The following is a 26,988-nucleotide window of genomic DNA, read 5'->3' on the forward strand; positions in this document are numbered from 1 at the left end:
TCGACGGGTGTCCGGAGGTCACGGCACGCGGACGTCCTGCCACGTGGCCGTGCGGAGCTCCTCCTCGTACAGCGCACGAGCCCGCGGCAGGTGGCGTCGTTCGACCGCGAAGACGTGCACCGCGATGCCCGCCCACAGCACCCCGGGGAAGAGCGCGAGCACGACGTCCTGCCAGTCGGTCGCACCGGCCAGTTGCGAGACGGCCGGTGCGAGGAACAGGACGGCCAGGACCGCGGAGAGCCACGCGAACCAGCTGGTCCGGTCGATGAAGTGCGCGAGCCACCGGACCCGCCGTCGAGTGGGGACGCCGACCGGCTCCGGACCCCCTCGAACCCACTCCCGCAGCGCCCGCTGGGTGGCGTACCCGCCGATGGTGGCCCAGGCGACGACGACGAGGACGGTCACGAGCAACCCTGCGCCGATGCCGACGGCCACGACGGTCGACACCGGGATCGCGAACCGTGACGCGAACACGGCGGCGGCGAACCCGCAGAGCAGTGCGACGGCAGCGGCACGGGCCCAGCCGCCGAGGTCGATCTCCCGGAGGTGCATGCGTCGGACAGTAGTCCGGGGCTTGACCTGAAGCGCGGTTGAGGGTGTCGGGTGGGGCCATGCACATCCGCCAGGTCCAGCTCGCCACCCGCTCCCTCGACGACACCGTCCGCTTCTACGAGCGACTCGGGTGCGCCGTGCTCGCCGACGACGACTCGGTCCGGGTCACCGTCGGGTCGTCGCAGCTCGTCTTCCGCGTGCTCGACGGGATGACCGGGGCGCACCACCTCGCGTTCACGATCCCGACCGGGACGTTCGCGGACGCGAAGCGCCGGGTGGCCGAGGTCGCGACGGTGCTCGGGGCGGACGGTGTCGACGAGTTCGAGGGGCCGGCGGGCTGGGACTCGCGGTCGGTGTACTTCGAGGGGCCCGACCGGCAGCTGCTCGAGCTCATCGAGCGGCGGGAGCTCCCCGACGGCGACGCCGCGCCCGCCGCCGGGCAGGCCGCGCCGGCCGACGGGCACGCCGCGCGGGCCGACGGGCACGCCGCGCCGCTCGCCCCGCTGCTCGTGTCGGTCAGTGAGGTCGGCATCGCCGTCCCGGACGTCCCCGGGGCGGTCGAGGCCCTCTGCCAGCACGGACTCGACCCCTACGCCGGCCTGCCGGGGCCCGACTTCGCCCCCGTCGGCGACGTCGACGGGCTGCTCATCCTGGTGTCGCCCGGTCGGCAGTGGTTCCCGACGCTCGACCGAGCCCCGTCGTCGGCTCCGGTGGTGGTCGATCTCGGGCTCGGCACGACGGTGGAACTGGCCGAGGGCGTCCTCCTGCGGTGAACGGGCGAGAGCGTCCGGGCGGGGCCTTGTAGAATCGACGGATCATGGCGCAATTCGGTTCACTCTCCGATCGGCTGACCGAGACCTTCCGCAACCTGCGGAGCAAGGGTCGGCTGACTCCGTCCGACGTCGACGGCACCGTCCGCGAGATCCGGCGGGCGCTCCTCGACGCCGACGTCGCGCTCGAGGTCGTCAAGGCGTTCACCGCAGCAGTCCGCGAGCGGGCCCTCTCCGACGAGGTCAACCGTGCGCTCAACCCGGCGCAGCAGGTCGTCCAGATCGTCAACGAGGAACTCGTCGGCATCCTCGGCGGCCAGCAGCGGCGTCTCGAGTTCGCGAAGCGGCCCCCGACGGTCATCATGCTCGCGGGCCTCCAGGGCGCCGGCAAGACCACGCTCGCCGGCAAGCTCGGCAAGTGGCTCAAGAAGGACGGCCACACGCCGATGCTCGTCGCGGCGGACCTCCAGCGTCCGAACGCCGTGCAGCAGCTGCAGGTCGTCGGCGAACAGGCCGGCGTGCACGTCTTCGCGCCGGAGCCCGGCAACGGCGTCGGCGACCCGGTCAAGGTCGCGAAGAACGCCATCAAGGCAGCGGTCGACCAGCAGTACGACACCGTCATCGTGGACACCGCCGGTCGTCTCGGCGTCGACGCCGAGCTCATGAAGCAGGCCGCGAACATCCGCAAGGCCGTCGACCCCGACGAGGTCCTCTTCGTCATCGACGCGATGATCGGTCAGGACGCGGTCAACACCGCCCGCGCCTTCCAGGAAGGCGTCGACTTCACCGGCGTCGTCCTCTCGAAGCTCGACGGCGACGCCCGCGGTGGTGCGGCCCTGTCGGTCGCCAGCGTGACCGGCCGTCCGATCATGTTCGCCTCCACGGGCGAGGGGCTGGACGACTTCGAGCCGTTCCACCCGGACCGCATGGCGAGCCGCATCCTCGACCTCGGCGACATCCTCTCCCTCATCGAGCAGGCGCAGGGTGCCTTCGACGAGGAAGAAGCGCGCAAGGTCGCCGAGAAGATCGCGAGCGACTCGTTCACGCTCAACGACTTCCTCGAGCAGATGCAGCAGCTCCGCAAGGCCGGCTCGATCAAGGGCATGCTCGGCATGCTCCCCGGCGCCAAGGGCATGCGCGAGGCGCTCGACAACTTCGACGAGCGCGAGATCGTCCGCACCGAGGCGATCATCCAGTCGATGACCCCGCAGGAGCGCGAGCTGCCGAAGCTCCTCAACGGCTCCCGCCGCCTCCGCATCGCCAAGGGTGCCGGCTCCACCGTGACCGAGGTCAACGCCCTCGTGAACCGGTTCGAGCAGGCCGCGAAGATGATGAAGACCGTCGCCCGCGGTGGCGTCCCGCAGATGCCCGGTATGGGGCCGATCCCCGGCATGCACGGCGGCAAGAAGCAGCAGCAGGGCGGCAAGAAGAAGTCCAAGGTCGGCAACCCGGCGAAGCGTGCGGCGCTCGCCGCGGGTGCGGCCGCGGCGCCGCAGCAGGCGCCGAAGGGGTCCGGTCTCGGGCTCGGCGGCGGCAAGGGCGGCAAGGCGCCGACCGAGGAAGAGCTCGCGTCGCTGCAGAAGTTCCTGGGTCGCTGACGCGGCTCGCGATCGCAACCGGTTGACGAACGGGAGGCGCGGTGCCGGCTGGCACCGCGCCTCCCGTCCGTCCGTCAGCGCTTGGACCGCTTGAGCCAGGCCCGCAGGTCGGCGTACGTCCCGTCGTCCTCGCCGAAGAGGACGACGTTGCGTGCGGCGTCCAGCCAGGCGCCGGTGGACGGGCGCACCTCACCGAGGGCACCGAGCAGGTCCGCCATGCCGATCAGCCGGACCGACCCGGTCGTGACGCTGTCCATGAGCGCCCGTTCCGCGGCGACCTCGCAGACGTAGGCGATGTCCGCGCCCGAGAACCCCTCGGTGCGCTTCGCGAGCGCTGCGGCGTCGATGCCCTCGACGGGTCGGTCCCGCAGGTGGCCGCGGAAGACCGCCTCGCGCGCAGGGGTGTCCGGCGGCAGCACGAGCACGGTGCGGTCGAGCCGCCCCGGTCGGCGGAGCGCGGGGTCGACGTCCCAGGGCTGGTTCGTCGCCGCCAGGACGAACACGCCCTCGTTCCCGCCGTCGATGCCGTCCAGCTCGGTGAGGAGCTGGTTGACCATCCCGCGGACGTGCGAGCTCCGGGTCTGACTGCGCCGTTGTCCGAGCGCGTCGACCTCGTCGAAGAACACCACGCAGGGCGCCGCAGCCCGGGCGGCGCGGAACACGGCCTCGATGTTCCGTTCGCTCTGGCCGACGTAGGGGTCGAGCACGTCGGTGATCGAGACGCTCATGAACCGTGCGCCGAGTTCGCCCGCGACGGCCCGGGCGATGAAGGTCTTGCCGCAGCCGGGCGGCCCGTACAGGAGCAGGCCGCCGCGGAGGCTCTTGCCGTAGAGCGTGCGCAGCTCGGGGTTCGCGAGCGGTGCGAGGAACGCCGCGGTCAGGCGCTGCTTCACGGTCTCCATGCCACCGACGTCGGCGAACCGGACACCGGCGCGCTCGACGGAGAACGCCGACGCGGGGTCCGGGTCGGGGCCGTCGTCGTCGACGAACGCCGGTTCGACGATGTGCTCCACCTGCTGCTCGGCGGCGTGCCAGTCGAACCCGGTCGCGGGCGGGGGACCGGCGGCGTCCGTCGCGGCGTCGTCCGGTCCGGGCGCGGCGGGGCCGGCCGTCGCGTCGGGTTGCAGTGCCTCGAGCATGAGCGCCCGGGCCGCGGCGTCGTCGGGGGCGACCGCGACCGCTGCCGCCGCTTCGGTCGTGGCCTCGACCCGGCGCCCCGCGTCGAGGAGCAGGCGCCCGAGGTGGACCCGGAGCGTGACGTCCTCCGGAGCGGCCACCACGGCTCGCCGGATCGCGTCGATCAGTGGGTCGTCGTCCATCGGGACTCCTCGTCCGTCGTCGGTCACCACGGGTTCCCCCAGCCGTCGTCGTCGCGGTCGGTCCGTCCCTCGTCGACGTCCTGCCGCACGGGCGTGGTCTTCGGGAACGCGCGCATCGTGCTCCGGATGCGCACCGAGGCGACGACGACCCCGGCGAACACCAGTCCCTGTGCCACCACGGCCGCATCCGGCGGGAGGAAGAGCCCCGCGACCGAGACGGCCGTCGCGGCCCCGAGGACGGCGACGGTCGTCGTCCACCCGGGCACCGCCCGTCGCGCCGCGCGCACGAGGAACCCCGTTCGGGGCCGGGTTTCGGCGGCGAACCGGAGCACGACGACCACCACGAGCGCGAGTCCGATCACCGGCGGGAGCGTCGTGTACCAGCGGTCGGCGTCCGACGGGGCGTCGAGGGAGACCAGGCACTGGAAGCCGGTCATCAGGGCGCCGGCACCGAGTCCGAACCGGATGCGTGCGAGCGGGTTGAGGACGCCGACGACGAGGTTCCGTCGCGCGAGCGCGTTCGTGGGGTCCGTCGCGAGGATCCCGGCGAAGGCGAGCGCGGACTCGCCGTCGTGACCCCGTCGGAGTCGCGACACCGCGAAGTTGTGCCGTGCGCCGCGGTCCTCCGGGGCGAGCTCGAGGCCGCGTCGGTAGGCGGCCTGGGCGTCGCGCTGCCGTCCCGCCGCGAGCAGCAGGTCGCCGTGCCTGCGGTGCGCCATCGGTTCGAGCGGCGCCAGCCGGACGGTCTCGTAGCTCGCACGGAGCGCCTCGGGCCGGCGCCGTTCGTCGAGCCAGAGGGCGTCGGCCACCGCGAGGTGTGCGAGCCACGACCCGGGATCGGCCTCGACGGATCGGCGCGCGGCGGCGACGGCTCCGGTCTGGTCGCCCGAGCGGACCAGGGCCGTCGAGAGGATCCGGAGCGCGACGGAGTCGGTGGGGGCGAGGCCGACCGCGCGTCGTGCCTCGTCCTGGGCGTCGTCCGGACGGTCGAGCGCCAGGAGGGCCAGCGCCCGCACACGGTGCCCGGCGACCGAAGCGCCCTGGTCCCGTTCGACGACGGCCAGGTCGGCGAGCGCGTCGGCGGGCCGTCCCGCGTCGATCAGCGCGGCCGCGCGCTGGACGGTCGGCCCTGCTCCGCGTTCCGCGGTCCCCCCTGTCACAGGGGAACTGTAGCGGTCGCGCGGACTCCCGCACGTCCCCCAGGACGGGAGGCGCGGTGCCGGCCGGCACCGCGCCTCCCGTCCGTCAGACGGTGACGGTCAGAGCGAGTCGCGCAGCTCGGTGACCAGGTGTCGGACGACGGCGCGGAGGTCTCCGCCGTTCTCCTGCGCGACCTGCAACTGCCGCTGGTAGGAGGCGCCGTCCGCGATCATCGTGTCGAGGTGGTGCAGCTCCTGCTGGCACCCGAGGCGGTCCGCCACCGGGTCGAGCCGCTGCACGAGGTCGTGCACCTCGTCGGTCACGAGCCGCTCGTCGCCGGCGGCGTTCGTGATGATCTCGGCCTCCATGCCGTACCGGGCCGCGCGCCACTTGTTCTCGCGGACGAACCAGGGCTGCATGGTCGGCAGGGTCTCGCCGGCGTCGAGCCGGTCGGACATCTCGGTGACGAGGCACTGGACGAGCGCGGTCACGGCCCCGACCTCGTGCAGGGTCGAGATGCCGTCGGAGACGCGGTTCTCGAGGGTGCCCCAGCCGGGCGACGGGCGGATGTCCCAGCGGAGGTCCTTGACGCCCTCGATGACGCCGGTGCGGGTGAGGTCGTCGACGACCTCCTCGAAGTTCGCCCACGCGCCGAGTGCCGGCGGCAGGCCACCGGTCGGCAGCTGCTGGAACATCAGGGCGCGGTTCGAGGCGTACCCGGTGTCGGTGCCGGCCCAGAACGGGCTCGAGGCGGTGAAGGCCTGCAGGTGCGGCACGTACGCGAGCATCGCGCCGAGGATCGGCAGCGCCTTGTCGCGGTCGTCGATGCCGACGTGGACATGGACGCCCCAGATGAGCATCTGGCGGCCCCACCACCGGGTGCGGTCGATGAGGGTCGTGTAGTGCTCGCTGTCCGGTGTGATCTCCTGCTGGTCCCACACGGCGAAGGGGTGGGTGCCGGCGCACATGACCTGCGCGTCGAGGGGCTCGGCGGCGTCGACGACCTCGCCGATGATGCCGGACAGCTCGCTCGTGGCACCGCTCACCCGCGAGTGGACGCCGGTGACGACCTCGACCGTGTTCGTCAGGAGCTCCTCGGTCACCCGGTCGTGGTCACCGAGCCGCTGCTGCACCGCCTGGATGACGGCGGGGGCACGCGGGGTCAGGTCGCCGGTGTCCCGGTCGACCAGGGGGAGCTCCCACTCGACGCCGATGGTCGACGGGCGGGACTCGGTGAAACGGATGTCCATGCTGTACATCCTGCCCGGCTCCTTGTCGGACACGCACAAGGAAGCGCACTCCCGGTCGTGCGGATCCGATTCACAGACGATCCACACCGGGCGTACCGTAGTAACGCTCAACAGGGAAGAGGTAGGCATGCAGCTGGTCGTGCGCGGGACGAACGCACCGCTCGTCGGAGAACTCGACATCCCGGTCTCGAAGTACCACGCGCACCGCGCGCTGGTGCTCGCGTCGCTGGCGAAGGGGACGAGCATCGTCTCCGGCATCAGTGCGACCCGGCAGGTCGAGTGGACCGTGGGCACGCTCCGTGCCCTCGGCGTCGACGTCAAGCGCCGCGGGAACGAGTACCACGTCACCGGCCTCGGCGGTCGGTACGAGGCCACCGACGTCGTCGACCACGGCTCGCGGGGCGCCGACGGGCTCCTCAACATGGGCTCCTCGGGCACCACGCTCTACTTCATGACGGGGCTCGCGTCGCTGGCCGACAAGCCGATGACCCTCTCGGGCATGAAGTACTTCCAGCGCCGCCCGATCAAGGCCCTGCTCACCTCGCTCACCCAGATGGGCATCGAGCTCGAGGCCACGAACGACTGCCCGCCGGTCACCGTGCAGCCGAAGCGTCCGCGCGGCGGCGACGTCCAGATCGCCGGCACCCTGTCGCAGTGGATCTCCGGCCTGCTCCTCGTCGCGCCCTTCGCGGAGGAGGAGACCCGGATCCACATCACCGGCGGACGGCTCAACGAGCAGCCGTACGTCGAGCTGACCGTGCGCATGATGCGCCAGTTCGGCCTCACGGTCGAGGTGTCCGACGACTGGCTCGAGTACCGGATCCCGGCGAACCAGCAGGCCACCCCGCACGACTACGTGATCCCGCCGGACATCGGCTCGGCCGCGTTCGGCATCGCTGCGGCCGGCATCCGCGAGTCGAACGTGCTGCTCCGCGGCATGACGGCGTTCACCACCGCCGAGACCGACCACCCGGAGAGCGAGTTCCTCGACCTCGCCACGGCGATGGGCGTCCCGATGCGGATCGACGAGGAGACCGGCTTCGTGCGCATCGAGCACGACGGCTCCCCGCTGCGCCCCCTCGACATCGACTGCCAGCCGATCCCGGACCTGCTGCCGATCCTGTCCACGATGGCGACCTTCGCCGAGGGCACGACCCGGCTCTGGAACGTCGCGCACATCCGGTTGAAGGAGTCCGACCGCGTCGCGGCGATGCTCCAGCTCAACCGACTGGGCGGCCGCGCCGAGCAGGGCGCCGACGAGCTGCGCGTCACCGGCGTCCGTCCGGGCGACCTGCACGGGTCGCCGATGTCCTCGTTCAACGACCACCGCGTGCTCATGTCGCTGGCCGTCGCCGCGTCGAAGGCCGACGGCGTCTCCGCCCTCACCTACCCGCGCGCCTACCGGATCTCGTACCCGACCTTCCTCGAGGCGATGAACTCGGTCGGCCTCGACATGGAGGTCGGCGACGGCGCCGAGGCGCAGATCGCCCGCGACGACCGGATCGACGCCGCTGAGGCCGCTGCGGAGAGCACGGACCTGGGGGAGGAGCAGGAGACGGCGACGAGCGCGCTGCCCGAGCTCGCCGGCGTCGACGCCGACCCGCTCGTCCTCAGCGAGAAGGTCCGCGCACTCTCCCAGCAGGACCCGGACGGCCTCGCCGTGATCGAGGTCGGCGGCCCCGAGCCGGTGAACACGACCTGGCGCGAGCTGCAGGACGAGGCCGACAAGGTCTCCGCCCTGCTCCTCGAGCTCGGTGTCCGCACGGGCGAGTCCGTGGCGATGCAGCTGCCGAACTGGCGCGAGTTCGTCTCGATCACCCTCGGTGCGATCCAGATCGGTGCCGTCGCGACGCCGATCATGCCCGTGTTCGGTCCCCGCGAGACCACGATGACGCTGGCCCGGTCCCGCGCACGCGTGGTCTTCCTGCCGAACGTCTTCCGGAAGCGTCGCCCGGCGCTCGAACTGCTCGAGGTCATCGACGAGGCGAAGGCCCAGAAGCGCCGCCTGTCGGTCGAGCACGTCGTCGTGCTCCGCTCCGAGGCCCGCGGGCAGGCGGACAGCCCGACGAACCAGCCGCCGCTGCCCGCCGACGCCGCCGACCGCGTCGCCGCGAGCGAGTGGAACTGGCGCTACTTCGACACCGCGCTCGACTCGGTCCAGGTGGACGTCGACCAGATCCTGTCCCACGCGCCCGGCCCGGACGACGTCTGCCAGCTGCTCTTCACCTCCGGCACCACCGGCGAGCCGAAGGGCGTGCAGCACCCGCACCGGACGCTCGGCCTGGCGACCGCGATGCACGTCGCGCAGTCCGGCCTGACGAGCGAGGACCGGATCTACATCCCGTCGCCGCTCGCCCACCAGACCGGGTTCCTGTACGGCATGCTCCTGGCCTTCCGGCTCGGCGCACCGCAGGTCATCCAGCCCGTGTGGGACGGCACCGTCGCGCTCGAGCAGGCGTTCGGCGCCGCGAAGGCCACGTTCGTGCAGTGCGCGACGCCGTTCCTGACCGACCTCGTCGACCTCGTCGAGGCCGGGGCCGGACAGCCCGAGTCCCTCCGGATCTTCGTGCCGACGGGCGCCGCGGTGCCCCGTGCACTGGCCCAGCGTGCCGCGACGGTGCTCGGCACCGCGATCCTCGGCGCGTTCGGCACGAGCGAGACCTGCCTCGGGGCGCTCTCCAGCCCGACCGACGACCCGGCGGACGCCTACGGCCACGACGGTCGCGCGCTGCCCGGCATCCGGATCCGCATCGTCGACGACGAGGGGCACGAGCTGCCGGCGGACACCGAGGGCAACTTCGAGCTGCACTCGCCGACGATGTTCGACGGGTACCTCGACCGGCAGGACCTCACGGACGACGTCTTCACCGAGGACGGCTGGTACAAGACCGGTGACCTCGCGAAGGTCGACGCCAAGGGCTTCCTGTCCATCACGGGCCGCGTCAAGGACGTCATCAACCGCGGTGGCGAGAAGATCCCGGTCGTCGAGATCGAGAACCTGCTCTACCAGCACCCGCTCGTCACCGACGTGGCGATCGTCGCGATGCCGGACGCCCGCCTCGGGGAGCGCGCCTGCGCGTTCGTCGTGCCGGCGGCCGGTGCGGAGCAGCTCGACTTCGCCGCGATGCAGCGCGCGCTCGACAAGGCCGGCGTGAGCAAGTACTACTGGCCTGAGCGTCTCGAGTACATCGCCGAGCTGCCGCGCAACGCGGTCGGCAAGGTCCAGAAGAACGTCCTGCGCGAGCAGGCAGCCGCGCTCGTCGCGACGAAGGAGAACTGACAGATGACGATGGTCATGGAGCCGCAGACCGAGGCCGCCTTCCAGGAGCTCAAGGCCGAGGTGACCGAGTGGGTCCGCGGTCGCGGCGAGGAGTGGGCGGAGGAGATCGAGCGCACCGGACAGGTCGCGCCCGAGCTGTTCCAGGAGCTCAAGGACAAGGGGTGGCTGTCGCTCGCCGCCCCGGCCGAGCTCGGCGGACGGGGCATCCCGTTCTCGCGCTACCTCGAGATCATGGAGATCGTGTCGCGGTCGCACGCGTCGATCCGCATGCTCGTGCACGTCATCAACGGCACCTGGCGCGCCATGCAGCCGTACGCGACGCCGGAGCAGCTCGACGAGGTCGTGAAGCCGAGCGTCGCCGGTGACAAGCTCGTCGCGTTCACGCTGACCGAGGCGACCGCGGGCACGGGTGCCGACATCCGCACGACCGTCCGGCGCGAGGGCGACACCTACGTGATGAACGGCGAGAAGCACCTCATCACGTTCGGCGTCAAGGCCGACTACTGGCTCATCGCCGCGCGCCTCGAGGGCACCACGGGCCAGGACGGCACCGTCGCGTTCCTCATGCCGAACTCCGGCCTGCCCGGCGCCGAGGTGATCGACGACTCCGACACCATGGGCATCCGTGGCACCGACCACGCGATCCTCCGCTTCACCGAGACCCCGATCCCTGCCTCCGCCCGCCTGGGCGACGAGGGCCAGGGCCTCGAGGTCGCACTCGGCGGCTTCCTGCTGCCGAGCCGCGTGTCCGTCGCGATGAGCGCCGTCGGCCTCGCCGAGCGTGCGAACGAGCTCGCCGTCGAGTACGCGAACAAGCGCGAGACGTTCGGCAAGAAGCTCTCCAGCCGGCAGGCGATCCAGTTCTACGTCGCGGAGAACTACGCCGACATCGCCGCCGCGCGCGCCCTCGTCCTCGAGGCGGCCCGCGCCTACGAAGAGGGCCGTCCGGACGCCGGCACGCTGTCCAGCGCCTCGAAGATGGTCGCCGTCGACATGCTCGCCCGCGTCACCGACAAGGCACTGCAGGTGCACGGCGGCCAGGGCTACTGGAAGCGCAACGCCATCGAGCGCGTCTACCGCGACGCGCGCGCGCAGCGCTTCGAGGAGGGCACCAACGAGATCCAGAAGCTGGTCGTCGGCCGCGCCGTCGTGACCGGCCAGGCCGGGTTCTGACCCGCAACCACTCCATGGCCTGGAGGCGCGGTGCGGGCCCGCACCGCGCCTCCAGGCCCTGACAACGCAAGGAACACATTGGCTGCAACCACTGCTCCCATCGCCCTCATCACGGGTGCCTCCCGCGGCATCGGCCGCCTGCTCGCGCAGAAGCTCGGCCAGCGCGGCGTCACCGTCGTCGTGACGTACAAGGGCAACGCCGACCTGGCCGAGGAGTCGCTCGCCGACGTCAAGGCCGCCGGCGGCGACGGGATCACGGCGCAGGTCGACATCGAGCAGCCCGAGTCGATCGACGCGCTGTTCGACCTGGTCCGCGACACGTACGGGCGTCTGGACTACTTCGTCGCGAACGCCGCCGCGAGCGCCTTCAAGCCCGTCGCGGACCTCAAGCTGCACCACCTCGACCGCAGCTACGCCACGAACGCCCGCTCGTTCGTCCTCGGTGCGCAGCGTGCCGCCCAGCTCATGGACAGGGGCGGCCGCATCGTGGTGGTCACCTCGTACGGGTCGCTCCGCGCGTTCCCGACGTACGCCGCGCTCGGTGCCGCGAAGGCCATGAGCGAGTCCTACATGAAGTACATGGCGGTCGAGTTCGGGCCCCGTCAGATCACCGTGAACGCGGTCAACGGCGGGCTCATCGACACCGACTCGCTCGAGTACTTCTACACGAAGGTGCCCGGTCAGGCGCCGATCGACACCGTGTTCGAGAAGCTCCCGCTGCAGCGTCCCGGCACCGCCGACGACATGGCCGACGCGGTGGACTTCCTGCTCTCCGACAAGGCCGGCTACATCACGGGCCAGGTGCTGTCGGTCGACGGCGGCCTGACCGTGATCGCGCCGCCGTTCTGGGCGGACACGACGTCCCCGCTGCGCGACGCGGTCCTGCCGCCGGCCGACGCTGCCGCCGACTCGGCTGCCGACACGGCTGCCGACACGGCAGAGTAGGCGCATGAGCACCGTCGCCATGCCCGACCTCGCCGTCGTCTCCTCGCCGTGGACGCTCGGCCCCCTGACCCTGCCGAACCGGGTGGTCATGGGGTCGATGCACACCGGGCTCGAGGTGCACGACGACGGCGGGGCGGGCATGGCGGCGTTCTACCGTGAGCGCGCCGCGGGCGGTGCCGCATGCATCATCACCGGCGGCATCGCGGTGAGCGACGAGGCCCGTGGTGGCCCGGACTTCGCCGTGTTCGGCGTCGGGGGAGCGGACGAGCGGTTCCGTACCGCGGTCGACGCCGTGCACGACGCCGGTTCGGTGATCCTCGCGCAGCTCTTCCACGCCGGGCGGTACGCGCTCGCGTCCGGCATGGTCGACCGGCACGGGGAACCCCAGCGCGTGGTGGCCCCGTCCGCGTTGCCGTGGGCGGCTGCCCGTGGCGTGGTGCCGGTCGAGCTGACCGCCGCCGAGATCGAGCAGACCATCGAGGACTTCGCCGACGCCGCCCGGTCCGCGCGGGACATCGGCTTCGACGGCGTCGAGATCATGGCGTCCGAGGGCTACCTCATCAACCAGTTCCAGTCGCCGCTGACGAACCTGCGCGACGACGAGTGGGGCGGGGACGCGGTCCGGCGTCGTCGGTTCACGGTGGCGGTCGTCGACGCCGTCCGCAGGGCGGTACCGGACCTCGCCGTGACGATCCGGCTCTCCGGCGCCGACCTGATGCCCGGCTCGTCGACCGACGACGACGTCGACGCGCTCGTGCACGAGCTGCTGCCCCTCGGCCTCGACGGGATCTCGGTCGGCATCGGCTGGCACGAGTCCCGCACGCCGACCGTGCAGGCAGCGGTGCCGCACGGCGCGTGGCTCGCGTACGCCGCCCGCATCGCCGGCGTCGTCCGCGCTTCGGCGTACCCGGACGTGAAGGTCATCGCGTCGAACCGGATGACGGACCTGCGCGACGGTGAGGCCGTGCTGGCCGACGGGCTCCTCGACGCGGTCGCCCTCGCGCGCCCGTTCCTCGCCGACCCCGCGATCGTGAACCGGTCGCTCGCCGGCGCCTTCGACCTCGTCAACACCTGCATCGGCTGCAACCAGGCCTGCCTCGACCGCTCGATCGTCGGCCAGCCCGTGTCGTGCCTGGTCAACCCGCGCGCGGCCCGCGAGGTCGCCTTCCCCGCTCGCCCGACGACCGACCCGAAGCGCGTCGACGTCGTCGGTGGTGGCCCGGCCGGGCTCGCCGCCGCGGTCGACGCCGCTCGTCGCGGCCACACCGTGACCCTGTGGGAGGCGTCCGACCGGCTGGGCGGACAGTTCGACCTCGCCGCGCTGGTGCCCGGCAAGGAGGACTACGCGGCGACGGTCCGCGCCGCCCGCGCCGAGCTCGAGGACCGCGGCGCGACGATCCACCTCGGTCGGGCCGCCACGGCCGCCGACCTCACCGCGAGCGAGGCCGTCGTGCTCGCCCCCGGTGTCGTGCCCCGGACGATCGACGTCCCCGGTGCCGACCTGCCGCACGTCCGGTCCTACGAGCGGGCGCTCCGCGAGGGCGTCCCCGCCGGGACCGTCGCGATCATCGGCGGCGGTGGGATCGGCGTCGACACGGCGGCGTTTCTCGTCGAGTCGCCCGACGAGGCCCGGCGTGCCACCGAGTTCGGCGTCCGCTGGGACCTCGACGTCGCCGACACCGTCGTGGGGGACGTGCCGCAGCGGCTCCCCGTGGCGACCCGCACGCTCCGACCCGGCGGCGACGTCACCGTCCTCCGTCGCTCGGGCAAGTTCGGGCAGGGCATCGGCATCACCTCCCGCTGGGTGGCGATCGGCCGGCTCCGGGACGCCGGCGTGCACCTGGTCGGCGGCGTGCAGGAGTACCTCCGCATCGAGCCCGGGGTGCTCTGGATCCGCGACGAGCACGGCGAGGAACGCGGCGTCCCCGCGGACAACGTGGTGGTCTGCGCCGGGCAGGAGCGGGCGCTCGGGACGGGTGCCGCGGCGGGCGCAGGGCCGTCCGACGGACTCGAGCCGGGCCTCCTGGCAGCCGGGGTACCGTACGCCGTCGTGGGCGGCGCACGCGACGCCCGGAGCGTCGACGCGGTGCGTGCCACGTCCGAAGCGCTCGAAGCGGTTCGACGACTCGCACCCTGACGGCGCGTCCCGACTCGCTTCTCGCTCGGAAACCTGCAAGAATGAACGGTCGAATCGTGTCCGCTCGACCCTCTATCCAGCGGATCACGTTCTCATCGAGCTTCCACCGTGTGTGCCCCCACGCCCGCGGTCCGGTTCAACCACAACAACACGCAACAGGAGCATTTGTGGCTGTCAAGATCCGTCTCAAGCGTCTCGGTAAGATCCGGGCGCCGTACTACCGCATCGTCGTCGCCGACTCGCGCACCAAGCGCGACGGTCGCGTCATCGAGGAGATCGGTCAGTACCACCCGACCGAGGAGCCCTCGGTCATCAAGATCGAGTCCGAGCGTGCGCTCTACTGGCTCGGCGTCGGCGCGCAGCCGACCGAGCAGGTCGCGGCCCTCCTCAAGCTGACCGGCGACTGGGCCAAGTTCAAGGGCGAGAAGGACACCGAGTCCAAGGTCAAGGTCGCCGAGCCCAAGCAGGCGTTCGTCGTGGACTCCTCCAAGAAGGCCGTCCTCAAGCCGAAGTCGGAGAAGACGGCCCCCGCCGCCGCTCCGGCCGAGTCGGCCGACGAGACCGCAGAGACGACCGAGGCGTAATTCCTTGCTCGAATCCGCGCTGACGCACCTCGTCAAGGGGATCGTCGATCACCCTGACGACGTGCGCGTCGCCAGTTCCACCTCCGCGCGGGGCGAGGTCCTCGAGGTGCGTGTGCACCCCGAGGACCTCGGCCGCGTGATCGGTCGCGCCGGACGGACCGCAAAGGCGCTGCGCACCCTCGTCTCGGCTCTCGCCGACGGCAAGCGGGTGCGTGTCGACGTGGTCGACACCGATTCCTAGGGAGACGACCCAGCTCCGGGTGGGTCGCATCACGAAGGCGCACGGGCTCAAGGGCGGCATCAAGCTCGAGCTCTACACCGACGACCCGGATCGTCGGTTCACGCCCGGAGCCGTGTTCACGCTCCAGGTCCCGGACGACTCGCCCTGGGCCGGCAAGACCATCGCGCTCGACGAGCTCCGCTGGTACAACGGCCACCCGGTCGCCTTCTTCGAGGGCATCGGGGACCGCACCGCAGCCGAGACGCTCGCGCGGGCGATCCTCTGGGTCGAGCAGGACGCCGACGCCGAGACCGGTGAGGACGACGCCTGGTACGACCACCAGCTCGTCGGGCTGACGGTCCTCCGCGACGGCGTCGAGGTCGGTACCGTCGCGCGGGTCGACCACCTGCCGGCGCAGGACCTCCTCGCCATCGACACCCCGTCGCGGGGCGAGGTCCTCGTGCCGTTCGTCTCGGCGATCGTGCCCGCGGTGGACATCGCCGCCGGCACCGTCACCGTGACGCCGCCGACGGGCCTGTTCGAGGACCCCGAGGACACGTCCCGACCCGAGACCGTGACGGACTAGCGCGCGTGCGCATCGACATCGTCACGATCTTCCCGGAGTTCTTCTCCGTGCTGGACGTCTCGCTGCTCGGCAAGGCCCGCTCCGGCGGCCTGCTCGACCTGCACGTGCACGACCTCCGCTCGTGGACGACCGACCGGCACCGCACCGTCGACGACACCCCGTACGGCGGGGGAGCGGGCATGGTCATGAAGCCCGAACCGTGGGCGCTCGCGCTCGAGTCGCTGTTCCGGCCCGACGGCTCGTCGACCCTGGTGGTCCCGACGCCCGCCGGCAGGCCGTTCACGCAGTCGATCGCGCGCTCGCTCGCGTCGACGTCGGACCACCTCGTGTTCGCCTGCGGGCGGTACGAGGGGATCGACGCCCGGGTCTTCGAGTGGGCCGCGGCGCACGCCACGGTCGTCGAGCTCTCGCTGGGCGACTACGTGCTGAACGGCGGCGAGGTCGCTGCGATGGCGATGATCGAGGCCGTCGGGCGACTCGTGCCCGGAGTCGTCGGCAACCCCGAGTCCCTCGTCGAGGAGTCCCACGAAGACGGGCTGCTCGAGTACCCGTCGTACACGAAGCCCGCGTCCTGGCGTGGCTTCGACGTGCCGGACGTGCTGCTCAGTGGGCACCACGCCCGCGTCGGTGCGTGGCGGCACGAGCAGCAGGTGGAGCGGACGCGGCGCGTCCGGCCGGATCTGCTGCCGGACGCGTAGCGCGCGGCTGGCGCTGTGCGCGGCTGGCGCTGTGCGCGGCTGGCGCTGCGGGCGGTTGCTCGCGGGCGGCTGCGCGCGGGCGGTCGGACGCGCGCTCCGCGAAAGCGACAGTGCGCCACCTGCTGGCGGGCGTCGGTCGCTCTCGCGGCACGGACCGCGCCGCACGGCTGTGACCCGTCGCTTTCGCGGCTTCGGCGCCGGCCGCGCACTGCGAGACAGGAGGCGCGGGAGCTGCCCGCACCGCGCCTCCCGGCCCTGATGTGACCACCTGGGCTCGGTGCGCCGCTGGCTGCGGATCCTCAGGCGGTCGCGTCGGCGCGCTGGGCGCGACGCAGGGTGAGGACCTCGGGACCGGCGTCGGTCACGGCGACGGTGTGCTCGACGTGCGCGGCGCGCGAGCCGTCGACGCTCTTGAGCGTCCAGCCGTCGTCGTCCTGGAACAGGTCGGCGGTGCCCTGCATGAGCCACGGCTCGATCGCCACGACCAGCCCCTGCTGGAGCTTGAGACCGCGCCCGGGCCGGCCGTCGTTCGGGACGTGCGGGTCGCCGTGCATCGTCCTGCCGACGCCGTGCCCGCCGAACTGCAGGTTCACGTCGTAGCCGGCGTCCTTCGCGACGCGACCGATCGCGTACGACACGTCGCCGAGCTTGTTGCCCGTGCGGAACTGGGCGATGCCCGCGGTGAGCGCGCGCTCGACGGTGTCGATCAGGCGCTGGTCGTCCTCGCGCGGGGTGCCGACCTGCACCGTGACGGCGGAGTCCGCGACCCAGCCGTCGACGCTCGCGGCGAAGTCGAGGCTCACGAGGTCGCCGTCGACGAGCACACGGTCGTACGGCAGGCCGTGCAGCGCCGCGTCGTTGACCGAGGTGCAGAGGTTCTTGCCGAACGGCGACTTGCCGAATGAGGGGTGGTAGTCGACGTAGCAGCTCACCGCGCCGCGGTCGGCGATCATCCGTGCGGCCACCCGGTCGAGGTCGAGCAGGTTCACGCCGACGTCGACGGTGTCGAGCAGTTCGTCGAGGACGTCGGCCACGAACCGACCGGCGGCGCGCAGGCCGTCCAGCTCGGCGGGGGTGCGGAGTTCGATCATGGGACCATCCTCGCGCGTTTTGCGGACGTGGGTTGCTGTGGCAAGATGGGTAGCCGTGCCCTGGCTGGACTCTGCCACGGGGGAGTCGCCGACACCGGGCACACACCTTCACTTACCGAATTCGATCCGCGGCGACCCGTGTGCGTCCGCAGAGAGTGACCCAATCATGAGCCAGCTCCTCGACCACGTCGACGCAGCGTCGCTGCGCACCGACGTCCCGGACTTCCGCCCCGGCGACACCATCAAGGTGCACGTCAACATCATCGAAGGCACGCGCTCGCGTGTCCAGGTGTTCCAGGGCGTCGTCATCGGCCGCCAGGGTCACGGCCTCGGCGAGACCTTCAAGGTCCGCAAGGTGAGCTTCCAGGTCGGCGTCGAGCGCTGGTTCCCGGTGCACTCGCCGATCATCGACCACATCGAGATCGTCACCAAGGGTGACGTCCGTCGTGCGAAGCTCTACTACCTCCGCGAACTCCGCGGCAAGGCTGCCCGTCGCAAGATCAAGGAGAAGCGCGACTCCTGATCGCCTTCACAGTGAGCGTCCGCGAGCCGGACGCCGCTGTCGGCCCCTCGTCCATGTACGGTTGTGCATCGACGGGGGGCTTTCCCTTTTTCGTGGACTCCTGCGGTCCGCGACGGGAACCTGTGGTTGAACGAGAGCGGAAATGACGGACACGACTGACGAAACCGGGCGCCGGCCCCGTGTCGAGAAGAAGCGGAACGGTGTCCTCACCTTCCTCCGCGATCTCGTCATCATCTTCATCGCGGCGTTGCTCGTCTCGTTCCTCGTCAAGACCTTCCTGATCCGGTCGTTCTACATCCCGTCGGCGTCGATGGAGAACACGCTGCAGATCAACGACCGGGTGATCGTCAACGAGCTCGTGCCAGACGTGGTGTCCCTCAAGCGCGGCGACGTCGTCGTGTTCAAGGACCCGGGCGGGTGGCTCACCGGGTCCGAGGTGCCGAGCGTGACGCCGACGACCCAGCCGGCGAAGGCCATCGACTGGCTCCTCACCCAGGTCGGCCTCGGCACCGGCGACAGCGACGACCACCTCATCAAGCGCGTCATCGGCCTGCCCGGCGACAAGGTGTCCTGCTGCAACGACCTCGGGCAGATGTCCGTGAACGGTGTGCCGATCAAGGAGCCGTACCTCAAGTTGCCGACGGGGGAGACCCGCGCCTCGGGGACCGACTTCTCGGTGACCGTGCCGAAGGGCGCCATCTGGGTGATGGGCGACAACCGCTACGACTCGAAGGACTCGCGGTACAACGGCGACACCCCGTCGAAGGGGTTCGTGCCGCTGTCCGACGTGACCGGGCGTGCCTTCGTCATCTCGTGGCCGTCGAGCCGGTGGACCTGGCTGGACGACCACCCCGAGGTGTTCGCGGGCGTGGAGGAGCGGGAGAAGTGACCGCCGTCCGGCCGTCGCTCCGGCTCGAGAAGAAGCTCCTGGCCGACGGCCGGGTGACCGTCATCGGGATGGACGAGGTCGGCCGCGGCGCGATCGCCGGGCCTGTCGCCGTCGGGGTCGCTGCCGTGACGCTCGACATCGGCCGGGTGCCGCAGGGGCTCGCAGACTCGAAGCTGCTCACCGCCGCTCGTCGCGAGGCCCTCGACCCCGTCGTCCGCCGGTGGACCCGGACCGCGGTGGGGATCGCGTCCGCCTCGGTGGTCGACGAGCAGGGCATCGTGCCGGCGTTGGGCCAGGCCGGGGCGTCGGCGATCGCCGCGCTGGTGGCGGACGGACTCTCGCTGGATGGCGCCGTGGTCGTGCTCGACGGTTCGTTCGACTGGCTCACCCGTGCCGTCCCCGTGACGCTCCGGCTGCCGTCCGACCCGCTCGAGGTCGTCGTGCGGGTCAAGGCCGACCGGGACTGCGCCTCGGTGGCGGCGGCGTCGGTCGTCGCGAAGGTCGCCCGTGACGCGCTCATGACGGCCGCGCACGACGAGGCGCCGCACTACGCGTGGGCGTCGAACAAGGGGTACGGGTCGACGGCGCACTACGACGCGATCCGATCGGTGGGGGCGCACGCGCTGCACCGGAAGAGCTGGTTGCACCAGGCGTCGAGCGTGGCGCTGGACGGGTTCGCCGAGTTGGACGCGCTGGCGGGCTGAGCGCGTTCGGTCGCGCGTCGGGCTGCGGGGCGGTCGCGCGTCGAGCTGCGGGGCGGTCGCGCGTTGTGGTGTGGGGTCGGTCGCGGTGTGTCGTCGGTGCTCCCGTCGCCGTAGACTGTGGGCGCGATGGATGACGACGAATTCGACGACTACGACCGCGAGGTCGAACTGGCCCTGTACCGCGAGTACCGCGACGTCGTGTCGCAGTTCCGGTACGTGGTCGAGACCGAGCGACGTTTCTACCTGGCCAACGAGGTGGAACTCGCCCGCCGTGACACCGAACACGATTTCTACTTCGAATTGACGATGAACGACGTCTGGGTGTGGGACGTCTACCGTTCCGACCGCTTCGTGAAGTCCGTCCGGGTGCTGACGTTCAAGGACGTGAACGTCGAGGAACTCACTTCCCGCGAACTCGAGCTGCCGAAAGAACTCGCGCTCGACGAGTGATCTTCACTTCTTTTCGGTGAATCTGAGAATCGCCGAGACAATTGTGCCGGAATGCATTCCGCCCGCTAATGTGAAGGGGATTTCCCGTCCCCTGCACAAGGAGCACGTCATGGCACAGAAGGTCACCGTTCAACTCGTCGACGATCTCGACGACACGCCCATCACCGCCGGCTCGGGTCGGACCGTCGAATTCGCCTTCGACGGATCGTCGTACGAGATCGACCTGACCGACGACAACGTCGACAAGTTCCGTGAGGCGATCTCCGACTACGTCGCCGCTGCGCGCAAGGTCTCCGGCCGCCGTTCCGGTGGGACTGCTCCGAAGGCGGCGCCGAAGCGCGGCAACTCGGAAGAGCTCGCCAAGATCCGTGAATGGGCGAAGGAGAACGGGTACGAGGTCTCGACCCGCGGGCGTATCTCCACCCAGGTGCAGGAAGCGTACGCAGCCGCACACTGAGTGCCCCTGCTGCAGGACCCCGGACGGCTTCGGCCGACCGGGGTCCTTCCTTGTCCTCCACAGGTCGTCGTCCGCCGATTCCTGTCCACAAATCGTCGAGGTGCGACCTGATGGCGCGTCGATTCCCGGGATCGTCGTGGCGGAGGCAACGACATGGAACGAACACCGCTGCGGAACAGCAGTCTCGGACGATTCGGCGAAGAACAGGCTGCGGAATGGCTCGAACGCCACGGGTTCCGCGTCGTCGAACGCAATTGGCGATGCGCCCGCGGGGAGATCGACATCGTCGCGTGGCAGTCCTGCACGCTGTGCTTCATCGAGGTGAAGACCCGCTCGGGGAACGCGACCGGCCATCCGTTCGAGGCGATCACGGCCTCGAAGGTCACACGACTGCGCCGCCTCGTACCGGCCTGGTTCGCGGACCATCCCGAGGTGTCGGCGCGGATGATCCGCATCGATGCCGTCGCCGTGCACGTCGACGGTGACCGCGTCGGGGTCGAGCACGTGGCGGGTGTGCTGTGACGACGGACATCGGGCGCGCGTCGGCGATCGCGCTCGTCGGGGTCCAGGGGCGCGTGATCGAGGTCGAGGCGCACCTCACCAGCCAGCTGCCCGGCTTCAGCATCATCGGTCTTCCGGACGCGGCCCTGGGCGAAGCGCGTGAGCGGGTCCGGTCGGCCAGCGCCGTCGCCGGCTGTCCGCTCCCGGCGCGGCGGATCACCGTGAACCTCACCCCGGCGTCGATCCCGAAGCGTGGTTCCGGGTTCGACCTCGCCATCGCCATGGCGGTCCTCGGGGCCGAGGGCATCGCGCCGCAGGTCTCCCGCGACGTCGCGTACATCGGCGAGCTCGGACTCGACGGGCGGGTCCGGCCCGTGCCCGGGGTCATCCCGATGGTGATCGCCGCGCGGGACGCCGGCATCCACACGGTCGTCGTGCCGTTCGGCAACGTCGAGGAAGCCCGGATCGTGCCGGGCGTCGAGGTGATCGGCACACCGTCGCTCCGGGCGAGCGCGATCACCGCCGGTGCGCTCCTGCCGCCGGTCGAGACCGACCCCGTCCTGCAGCCCGCCGTGGCAGAGGTCCGTCCGGACGTGCACGACCTCGCAGACGTGATCGGCAACGCCGTCGGCGTCCGGGCGGTCATCGCGGCCGCGGCCGGAGGGCACCACGTGTTCCTGCTCGGCCCGCCCGGTGCCGGCAAGACGATGCTCGCCGAGCGGCTGCCGGGGCTCCTGCCGGACCTCGACCCCGAGGCAGCGCTCGAGGTCGCGGCCGTCCGCTCCGTCAGCGGGCTCGGCAACCAGTCCTGGAGTGTGCGACCGCCGTGGGAAGCGCCGCACCACTCGTCGTCGGCGATGGCCCTGATCGGCGGGGGCTCGGGGCTCCTCCGCCCCGGTGCCGTGTCGCGGGCCACGCGCGGGGTGCTCTTCCTCGACGAGGCGACCGAGTTCCCCCGGGCGGTCCTCGACGCGCTCCGCCAGCCGCTCGAGTCCGGTCGGATCACGATCCACCGCAGCGTCGGCAGTGCTGAGTTCCCCGCACGGTGCCAGGTCGTGCTCGCGGCGAACCCCTGCCCGTGCGGCAACGCGGGGACCCGAGGTGGCCCACTGTGCTCCTGCAGCCCGAGCACGGTGCGGAAGTACCTCGGCCGCCTCTCCGGACCGCTCCTCGACCGGATCGACATCCGCGTGGCGGTGCCCCGGGTGACGACGGGCACGATCCGCTCGGCGGAGGGCACCGCGCCCACCACGGCCGAGGCGGCAGCGCGTGTGGCCGCAGCCCGACGTCGGATGGCCGATCGGCTGCACGGCACCGGCTGGGCCTGCAACGCCGAGGTCACCGGGCCGTGGCTCCGGTCGGAAGGTCGGGCAGAGCCTGGCGCGACGGCACCCCTCGACCGGGCACTCGACTTCGGCACGTTGACGATGCGGGGGTGGGACCGGGTCATGCGGTTGGCGTGGACGATGGCCGACCTCGACGACGTCGAGCGTCCGGGCTCCGCCGAGGTCGGGCGCGCGCTGACGCTGCGGAGCGCGCTGTGACCGCGCCGTCCGGCGAGGACACCCTCGCCCGGGTCGTCTGGAGCGTCCTCGCCGAACCGGGCGACGCCGTCGCGGGAGAACTCGTCGCAGCGCTCGGACCGGACGAGTCCCTCGCACTGGTCCGTCGTGCGGCCGCGGGCGGCGCGAGCGAACTCCTCGAGCAGGTCGGTACGGACGCGTCGTTCGCCGACGGCCCCGACCGGGTCCGCGCGGCGCTCGAGTCGGCGTTCGACCGGTGGCGACCGCGCCTCGGGGGAGCGGACGACCGCGCCGTCGCGGCCATGGCGTCCGCCGCCGCGGTCGGCGCGCGCCTCCTCGTCCCGGGCACGCCTGAGTGGCCGCGCGGGTTGGAGGACCTCGGGCCGCACGCGCCGTTCGTGCTGTGGAGTCGTTCGGAGCTGGACGACCCGGTCGGTGCAGCCGGCTGCCGCGGGGCGCTCGCGATCGTCGGGTGCCGGGCGAACACCGTCGCCGGGGCCGAGGCCACGGCGGAGATCGCCTCCGTCGCGGCGGACGACGGCGTCGAGATCGTGTCCGGCGGCGCGTACGGCATCGACGCCGTGGCCCATCGGGTCGCCGTCGCCGCCGGGACCCCCACGACGGCGGTGCTCGCCGGCGGGGTCGACCAGTTCTACCCGGCGGGCAACCACGACCTGCTGCGCAACGTGCTCGGACGGGGCCGGGTGCTGTCCGAGTCACCACCGGGGACCCGGCCGACGCGGTGGCGCTTCCTGCACCGCAACCGGCTGATCGCTGCTCTGTCCGGGGCAACGGTGGTCGTCGAGGCCGCTGCTCGGTCGGGGGCGCTCAACACCGCCCACCACGCGTTGCACCTCGGTCGTCCGGTGTTCGCCGTGCCCGGACCCTTCGCGTCGGCCGCCTCGGTCGGATGCCACCGGTTGATCGCCGACGGCACCGCGCAGATCGTCGTCCAGCCCCGCGACCCGGTCGCAGCGGTGTCCGCGGTCGTCGTCCACGACGCGCCGCCGGTGGCGGAGGTGCTCGTCCTCGGGACCCGGTCGGATCCGCACGTCACGCGGGCGCTCGACGCACTCGACCGGCGGCCGCTCCCGGTGGAGGAGATCGCCCGTCGCAGCGGGCTCTCCGTCGACGACACGGCGGACGCCCTCGCCCTGGCGCAGCTCGAGGGGCTGGTGGTGGCACTGGCCGAGGGATGGTGCCGTCGATGACGGACGTCGGACCTACGCTGGGCGGGTGACGGAACGCAACGGGGAACGGCTCGCAGTGGCGGTGGACGCGTTCCTCGCGCACGCCCGCCACGGCCGCGGACTCAGCGAGCAGACCGTCCGCGCCTACGCCAACGACCTCGAGCAGCTCGTCGCGTTCGCCACCGCCCGGGGAATCGATCGCCTGTCGGACCTCGGCCTCGAGCTGCTGCGCGACTGGCTGTGGGACGCCGACCACCGGGGCTTGGCTCGGTCCACCATCGCTCGCCGGTCGTCGTCGGTCCGGGCGTTCACCCGGTGGGCGAGCGAGTCCGGGTGGATCGCGTCCGACCCGGGCGTGCGGCTCCGGGCGCCGAAGGGGGCATCGCACCTCCCGCGCGTGGTGTCGTCCGACCAGGTCCGGACGATGCTCGACGGATTGGCCGCTCGGGCTGCGACCGACGATCCCGGCGCGCTGCGCGACCTCGCGGTCGTGGAACTCCTGTACGCGGCGGGGATCCGGGTGAGCGAACTCGTCGGCATCGACGTGCGGGACCTCGACCGGGGCCGGCTGACCGTCCGGGTGCTCGGCAAGGGCGGGAAGGAGCGCGTCGTGCCGTTCGGGGTGCCCGCACGCGATGCGCTCGAGGCGTGGCTCGACCGGGGTCGCCCGGCGTTGCTCGCCAGCGCGCAGGCGGGCGACGGCCGCGCGGCGGGCGACGGCCACGCGGCGGTCGGCGGTGCCCGGAACGCCCCGCCGGCTGCGGACGCGCTGTTCCTCGGTGACCGCGGCGGTCGGCTCGGCGTCCGTGGCACGTACCGGATCGTCGCTCGGCTCCTGCAGGACCTGCCGGGCGACGGCCCGAGCGGTCCGCACACCTTCCGGCACACGGCGGCGACGCACCTGCTCGACGGGGGAGCAGACCTCCGTGCCGTGCAGGAGCTGCTCGGGCACGCCAGCCTCGGGACGACCCAGATCTACACGCACGTCTCCTCCGCACGGCTGCGCGAGGTCTACCGCACGGCACACCCCCGCGCCTGACCGGACTCACCCCGTCCAGGCGGACTCGGGCAGCAGCACCGGCCACGCCGCCGCGGGCAGGTACGGCGTCGGATCGACGTACCGGTCGTCGAGCCGTGCGCCGAGGTGCAGGCACGGGTTCGCTGCCGGACAGTGGCCGACCGACACCGTGCCCACCGCGTCACCCTGCGCCATGGTGTCTCCCGTCGCGACCCCGGGCGCGACGGAGTCCACCGTGCTCCGGAGCCCGCCGCCGTGGTCGATCGTCACGACCCCGCGTCCGGCGACCTGCCCGGCGAACGTCACCGTCCCGTCGTCGACGGCCACCACCACGGTCCCGAGCGGTGCCCCGACGTCGATCCCGCGGTGGCCCGCTGCGTAGTCGTCCGCCGGGGCCTCCCACGGCCGGTCGACCACCCGGCTGCCGGTCGGCCACACCCACGGTGCCTCCGCCGTCGCAGGCGTCGGGCGGTCACGGGCGACGTCGTTCCGGACCGGCGATGACGTGGCGATGGGTGACCCGGTCGCACGGGAGTCGAGCCCGTGCTGCAGTGGGCACAGGAGCAGCAGGAACACGACGACGACTGAACCCAGGTGACGGAACGACATCCGCCCAGCATCGCGTTGCGTGGCGCCGATCGCGCCGAAGGCGACCCGTCCTGTGGACGGTGACCCGCGCCTCCTGGACCGTGGAGGGGAAGCGGGAGCGATCCGGACGAGCGATGCGACACTCCACCAGCGGTTCGACGCGCGGAATGTCGAAAGACTCGTGGATCGCCCCACCGCCCACCCGCCGCACCCGCGCGCCCGGTTGGCCCCCGCGCCCGATCCGGGAGTACAGTCGGGGCCGCTCCGGAACACGCAACGCCGCTCGGACGGCGAACCAGCCGACCGCCGGGGCACCGTGCAGCATCCCGCACGGCGGCGGGAAACCTGGAGCATCGTGTCGAACGCGACAACGCAGCACGGCGAAGACCGTGCCTTCAAGGGGAAGGTCACGCTGTTCGCCATCGCGGCAGCGGTCGGCGGCTTCCTCTTCGGATTCGACTCGTCCGTCATCAACGGTGCGGTCGAGGCAATCAAGGGCGAGTTCGGCCTGTCCGAGGCCGCGAGCGGCTTCGCCGTGGCCTCGGCGCTCATCGGCTGCGCGTTCGGCGCCTACTTCGCCGGCCGCCTCGCGGACCGCTGGGGTCGCACGCGCGTCATGTTCTGGGCCGCCGTCCTGTTCTTCGTGAGCTCGATCGGCAGCGCGTTCGCGTTTGCCACGTGGGACCTCGTGATCTGGCGCCTCGTCGGCGGTCTGGGCATCGGCACCGCGTCGGTCATCGCGCCGGCGTACATCTCCGAGGTCTCGCCGAAGGCCATCCGCGGTCGCCTGGCCTCGTTCCAGCAGCTCGCGATCACGCTCGGTATCTTCGCCGCGCTCCTGTCCGACCAGCTCTTCGCGGTGACCGCCGGCGGCGCCTCGGAGCAGGTGCTCGGCCTCGCCGCGTGGCGCTGGATGTTCCTGGTCGGCGTGATCCCCTCGGTCGTGTACGGCGTCCTCGCCATCACGCTCCCCGAATCGCCGCGCTTCCTCCTCGCCAAGGGCAGGACGGACGACGCGCGCGAGGTGATGGGCAAGATCGTGCCGCGCGACACGGTGAACACCAGCCTCGAGGAGATCCAGGACGGCATCAAGAAGGAGGCCAGCGAGAAGAAGGGCTCCATCCGGGGCAACCGCTTCGGGCTCCAGCCGATCGTCTGGGTCGGCATCATCCTCGCGGTGCTGCAGCAGTTCGTCGGCATCAACGTGATCTTCTACTACTCGACGACGCTCTGGCAGGCGGTCGGCTTCAAGGAGGACCAGTCCTTCCTCATCTCGACCATCACCTCGGTCGTGAACGTCGCCGTCACCTTCATCGCGATCTTCACGGTGGACAAGCTCGGCCGCAAGCCGCTGCTCATCGCGGGTTCGACGGGCATGTTCGTGTCGCTGCTCATGGTCGCGATCGCGTTCTCGCAGGCGACGATCGTGAACGGCGAGCCGAACCTCCCCGGTGCGTGGGGCGTCATCGCGCTGATCTTCGCGAACCTCTTCGTCGTGTCGTTCGGCGCCACGTGGGGTCCGCTCATGTGGGTCCTGCTCGGTGAGATGTTCCCGAACCGCATCCGTGCGACGGCACTCGGCATCGGGTCCGCGGCGAACTGGATCGCGAACTTCCTCGTCACCATCACGTTCCCCGTCCTGTCCGGCTTCAACCTGACCGTGACCTACGGCATCTACGCGCTGTTCGCCCTGCTCTCCCTCTTCTTCGTCATCGCGAAGATCCCGGAGACCAAGGGCCGCTCCCTCGAGGAGATGGGCATCACGGCCGAGGGCGACACGGTCGACGCCAAGGCCTGACGCA

General features: G+C 71.6%; 26 protein-coding genes. 20 read left to right on the forward strand and 6 right to left on the reverse strand.

Translation table 11 applies throughout. From position 1 onward, the window contains the following. Positions 1-18: 18 nt before the first annotated feature. The gene (locus BM028_RS11625; RefSeq protein ID WP_092386745.1) at positions 19-552 is read right to left on the reverse strand and encodes a hypothetical protein; all 534 of its coding nucleotides are present in this window, start codon (positions 550-552) and stop codon (positions 19-21) included. A 59-nt stretch (positions 553-611) separates the two neighbouring features. Between BM028_RS11625 and BM028_RS11630 the strand changes: the two genes are divergently transcribed. Both BM028_RS11630 and ffh read left to right on the forward strand, forming a co-directional pair. Further along, entirely contained in the window at positions 612-1,325 is a 714-nt protein-coding gene (locus BM028_RS11630; RefSeq protein WP_092386747.1) for a VOC family protein, read from the forward strand. A gap of 44 nt (positions 1,326-1,369) precedes the next feature. Further along, positions 1,370-2,920: a signal recognition particle protein gene (gene ffh / locus BM028_RS11635; RefSeq protein ID WP_022905829.1), complete on the forward strand. Its 1,551-nt coding sequence runs from the start codon at positions 1,370-1,372 to the stop codon at positions 2,918-2,920. Between the two features lie 74 nt (positions 2,921-2,994). Here the strand turns inward: ffh and BM028_RS11640 are convergent, their stop codons facing one another. The 3 genes from BM028_RS11640 to BM028_RS11650 all read right to left on the reverse strand — a co-directional run bounded on the left by BM028_RS11640 (position 2,995) and on the right by BM028_RS11650 (position 6,638). Then, the gene (locus tag BM028_RS11640) at positions 2,995-4,239 is read right to left on the reverse strand and encodes an ATP-binding protein (RefSeq protein WP_071302168.1); all 1,245 of its coding nucleotides are present in this window, start codon (positions 4,237-4,239) and stop codon (positions 2,995-2,997) included. A 23-nt stretch (positions 4,240-4,262) separates the two neighbouring features. Further along, positions 4,263-5,399, reverse strand: a complete 1,137-nt coding sequence (locus BM028_RS11645) for a tetratricopeptide repeat protein (protein WP_092386749.1) — start codon at positions 5,397-5,399, stop codon at positions 4,263-4,265. Between the two features lie 99 nt (positions 5,400-5,498). Then, entirely contained in the window at positions 5,499-6,638 is a 1,140-nt protein-coding gene (locus BM028_RS11650) for a glutamate--cysteine ligase (RefSeq protein WP_217637395.1), read from the reverse strand. A 118-nt stretch (positions 6,639-6,756) separates the two neighbouring features. On the opposite strand from BM028_RS11650, the gene aroA reads away from it, so the two are divergent. The 8 genes from aroA (at position 6,757) to trmD (ending at position 16,252) form a co-directional block, all read left to right on the forward strand. Next, positions 6,757-9,909: a 3-phosphoshikimate 1-carboxyvinyltransferase gene (gene aroA, locus BM028_RS11655; protein ID WP_092386751.1), complete on the forward strand. Its 3,153-nt coding sequence runs from the start codon at positions 6,757-6,759 to the stop codon at positions 9,907-9,909. 3 nt (positions 9,910-9,912) lie between these two features. After that, a complete protein-coding gene (locus tag BM028_RS11660; RefSeq protein WP_217647253.1) occupies positions 9,913-11,082 on the forward strand; it encodes an acyl-CoA dehydrogenase family protein in 1,170 nt (389 codons plus the stop codon). Positions 11,083-11,160: 78 nt separating this feature from the next. Beyond that, a complete protein-coding gene (locus BM028_RS11665; protein WP_070416405.1) occupies positions 11,161-12,027 on the forward strand; it encodes an SDR family oxidoreductase in 867 nt (288 codons plus the stop codon). Between the two features lie 4 nt (positions 12,028-12,031). Next, a complete protein-coding gene (locus BM028_RS11670; RefSeq protein ID WP_217647254.1) occupies positions 12,032-14,164 on the forward strand; it encodes an oxidoreductase in 2,133 nt (710 codons plus the stop codon). A 167-nt stretch (positions 14,165-14,331) separates the two neighbouring features. Further along, positions 14,332-14,748: a 30S ribosomal protein S16 gene (gene rpsP, locus BM028_RS11675; RefSeq protein ID WP_070416404.1), complete on the forward strand. Its 417-nt coding sequence runs from the start codon at positions 14,332-14,334 to the stop codon at positions 14,746-14,748. A gap of 4 nt (positions 14,749-14,752) precedes the next feature. Next, on the forward strand, positions 14,753-14,989 hold the full coding sequence (locus BM028_RS11680) for an RNA-binding protein (protein WP_022902329.1): 237 nt from the start codon (positions 14,753-14,755) through the stop codon (positions 14,987-14,989). A 19-nt stretch (positions 14,990-15,008) separates the two neighbouring features. Then, positions 15,009-15,554 (forward strand): ribosome maturation factor RimM, encoded by a 546-nt coding sequence (rimM, locus tag BM028_RS11685; protein ID WP_022905821.1) that lies wholly within the window; start codon positions 15,009-15,011, stop codon positions 15,552-15,554. A 5-nt stretch (positions 15,555-15,559) separates the two neighbouring features. Then, a complete protein-coding gene (gene trmD, locus BM028_RS11690; protein WP_092386753.1) occupies positions 15,560-16,252 on the forward strand; it encodes a tRNA (guanosine(37)-N1)-methyltransferase TrmD in 693 nt (230 codons plus the stop codon). 299 nt (positions 16,253-16,551) lie between these two features. Here the strand turns inward: trmD and map are convergent, their stop codons facing one another. Next, positions 16,552-17,343, reverse strand: a complete 792-nt coding sequence (map, locus tag BM028_RS11695) for a type I methionyl aminopeptidase (RefSeq protein WP_092386755.1) — start codon at positions 17,341-17,343, stop codon at positions 16,552-16,554. Between the two features lie 166 nt (positions 17,344-17,509). Here map and rplS point away from each other — a divergent pair, with 166 nt between their 5' ends. The 9 genes from rplS (at position 17,510) to BM028_RS11740 (ending at position 24,619) form a co-directional block, all read left to right on the forward strand. Next, a complete protein-coding gene (gene rplS / locus BM028_RS11700; protein ID WP_022905818.1) occupies positions 17,510-17,866 on the forward strand; it encodes a 50S ribosomal protein L19 in 357 nt (118 codons plus the stop codon). A gap of 142 nt (positions 17,867-18,008) precedes the next feature. Then, a complete protein-coding gene (gene lepB, locus BM028_RS11705) occupies positions 18,009-18,755 on the forward strand; it encodes a signal peptidase I (RefSeq protein WP_092386757.1) in 747 nt (248 codons plus the stop codon). After that, positions 18,752-19,459, forward strand: coding sequence for a ribonuclease HII (locus tag BM028_RS11710; protein WP_175496062.1), 708 nt, complete (start codon positions 18,752-18,754; stop codon positions 19,457-19,459). Before lepB ends, BM028_RS11710 begins: the two co-directional genes overlap by 4 nt. Positions 19,460-19,585: 126 nt before the next feature. Next, positions 19,586-19,909 (forward strand): DUF2469 family protein, encoded by a 324-nt coding sequence (locus BM028_RS11715; RefSeq protein ID WP_070419101.1) that lies wholly within the window; start codon positions 19,586-19,588, stop codon positions 19,907-19,909. A 16-nt stretch (positions 19,910-19,925) separates the two neighbouring features. Further along, positions 19,926-20,366, forward strand: coding sequence for a histone-like nucleoid-structuring protein Lsr2 (locus BM028_RS11720; protein WP_368073386.1), 441 nt, complete (start codon positions 19,926-19,928; stop codon positions 20,364-20,366). A gap of 153 nt (positions 20,367-20,519) precedes the next feature. After that, positions 20,520-20,888, forward strand: coding sequence for a YraN family protein (locus BM028_RS11725; RefSeq protein ID WP_070416397.1), 369 nt, complete (start codon positions 20,520-20,522; stop codon positions 20,886-20,888). Next, on the forward strand, positions 20,885-22,411 hold the full coding sequence (locus BM028_RS11730; protein WP_254789548.1) for a YifB family Mg chelatase-like AAA ATPase: 1,527 nt from the start codon (positions 20,885-20,887) through the stop codon (positions 22,409-22,411). Before BM028_RS11725 ends, BM028_RS11730 begins: the two co-directional genes overlap by 4 nt. Then, positions 22,408-23,601, forward strand: coding sequence for a DNA-processing protein DprA (gene dprA, locus BM028_RS11735; protein WP_092386759.1), 1,194 nt, complete (start codon positions 22,408-22,410; stop codon positions 23,599-23,601). Before BM028_RS11730 ends, dprA begins: the two co-directional genes overlap by 4 nt. A 25-nt stretch (positions 23,602-23,626) precedes the next feature. Next, positions 23,627-24,619: a tyrosine recombinase XerC gene (locus BM028_RS11740; RefSeq protein ID WP_092386761.1), complete on the forward strand. Its 993-nt coding sequence runs from the start codon at positions 23,627-23,629 to the stop codon at positions 24,617-24,619. 6 nt (positions 24,620-24,625) lie between these two features. Here the strand turns inward: BM028_RS11740 and BM028_RS18540 are convergent, their stop codons facing one another. Next, positions 24,626-25,207: a M23 family metallopeptidase gene (locus tag BM028_RS18540; protein ID WP_175496063.1), complete on the reverse strand. Its 582-nt coding sequence runs from the start codon at positions 25,205-25,207 to the stop codon at positions 24,626-24,628. A 334-nt stretch (positions 25,208-25,541) separates the two neighbouring features. Between BM028_RS18540 and BM028_RS11750 the strand changes: the two genes are divergently transcribed. Then, complete coding sequence (locus BM028_RS11750) at positions 25,542-26,984, forward strand: sugar porter family MFS transporter (RefSeq protein ID WP_071296160.1); 1,443 nt, start codon at positions 25,542-25,544, stop codon at positions 26,982-26,984. Positions 26,985-26,988 lie beyond the last annotated feature (4 nt).

The sequence above is a fragment of the Curtobacterium sp. YR515 genome, assembly GCF_900113095.1.
Classification (GTDB): domain Bacteria; phylum Actinomycetota; class Actinomycetes; order Actinomycetales; family Microbacteriaceae; genus Curtobacterium.

Excerpts from the sequence above, each read along its gene's own strand:
- BM028_RS11630 (WP_092386747.1), top strand. The coding sequence starts at position 612 with ATGCACATCCGCCAGGTCCAGCTCGCCACCCGCTCCCTCGACGACACC.
- BM028_RS11725 (WP_070416397.1), top strand. The coding sequence starts at position 20,520 with ATGGAACGAACACCGCTGCGGAACAGCAGTCTCGGACGATTCGGCGAA.
- map (WP_092386755.1), bottom strand. The coding sequence starts at position 17,343 with ATGATCGAACTCCGCACCCCCGCCGAGCTGGACGGCCTGCGCGCCGCC.
- BM028_RS11715 (WP_070419101.1), top strand. The coding sequence starts at position 19,586 with ATGGATGACGACGAATTCGACGACTACGACCGCGAGGTCGAACTGGCC.
- BM028_RS11660 (WP_217647253.1), top strand. The coding sequence starts at position 9,913 with ATGACGATGGTCATGGAGCCGCAGACCGAGGCCGCCTTCCAGGAGCTC.
- BM028_RS18540 (WP_175496063.1), bottom strand. The coding sequence starts at position 25,207 with ATGTCGTTCCGTCACCTGGGTTCAGTCGTCGTCGTGTTCCTGCTGCTC.
- aroA (WP_092386751.1), top strand. The coding sequence starts at position 6,757 with ATGCAGCTGGTCGTGCGCGGGACGAACGCACCGCTCGTCGGAGAACTC.
- BM028_RS11670 (WP_217647254.1), top strand. The coding sequence starts at position 12,032 with ATGAGCACCGTCGCCATGCCCGACCTCGCCGTCGTCTCCTCGCCGTGG.
- ffh (WP_022905829.1), top strand. The coding sequence starts at position 1,370 with ATGGCGCAATTCGGTTCACTCTCCGATCGGCTGACCGAGACCTTCCGC.
- lepB (WP_092386757.1), top strand. The coding sequence starts at position 18,009 with ATGACGGACACGACTGACGAAACCGGGCGCCGGCCCCGTGTCGAGAAG.
- rplS (WP_022905818.1), top strand. The coding sequence starts at position 17,510 with ATGAGCCAGCTCCTCGACCACGTCGACGCAGCGTCGCTGCGCACCGAC.
- BM028_RS11625 (WP_092386745.1), bottom strand. The coding sequence starts at position 552 with ATGCACCTCCGGGAGATCGACCTCGGCGGCTGGGCCCGTGCCGCTGCC.
- BM028_RS11650 (WP_217637395.1), bottom strand. The coding sequence starts at position 6,638 with ATGTACAGCATGGACATCCGTTTCACCGAGTCCCGCCCGTCGACCATC.
- BM028_RS11640 (WP_071302168.1), bottom strand. The coding sequence starts at position 4,239 with ATGGACGACGACCCACTGATCGACGCGATCCGGCGAGCCGTGGTGGCC.